Here is a 400-nt window from a genome sequence, read left to right as displayed (position 1 = left end):
AAGAGACAGCCATCGTCCCCGACACCGCTGCCGGCCGTCGTTTCGATGCCGTCGTGGCCGAACTGTTCCCCGAATATTCGCGTTCGCGCCTGACCGAGTGGATCAAGTCCGGTGACGTCCTGCTGGACGGCGCCCAGGTGCGCCCGCGCGATCCGCTGCGCGGCGGCGAGGTGGTGACCCTCCATGTGGTGCTGGAAACCCAGACCGACGCCCAGCCGGAGGACATCCCGCTGGACGTGCTGTTCGAGGACGAGCAGACCGGCGAGCAGCGTCAGGTGACGCTCGTCTACCCGAGGGACGCGAAGAGCGACGAGGGCCGCATCTCCGTGCTGCCCCCCCTCGGCAGCGCCCTCATCGGCCTGTCCGTGGCGCAGTCCATCGCCTGGCCGCTGCCGAGCGG

Annotated in this window: 1 protein-coding gene; it reads left to right on the top strand. The window is 69.8% G+C overall.

Annotation, left to right across the window (positions count from 1 at the left end):
• Nucleotides 1-53: 53 nt before the first annotated feature.
• Nucleotides 54-400: GreA/GreB family elongation factor (locus D7X55_RS44365; protein WP_233610489.1), on the top strand; the 347-nt coding region annotated here is incomplete at its 3' end.

Origin of the sequence: Corallococcus sp. AB049A, from assembly GCF_003668885.1 — a bacterium.
GTDB lineage: Bacteria > Myxococcota > Myxococcia > Myxococcales > Myxococcaceae > Corallococcus > Corallococcus interemptor.
Note: the sequence above shows the minus strand (reverse complement) of the source record. Positions and strands in the feature narration are given on the sequence as shown.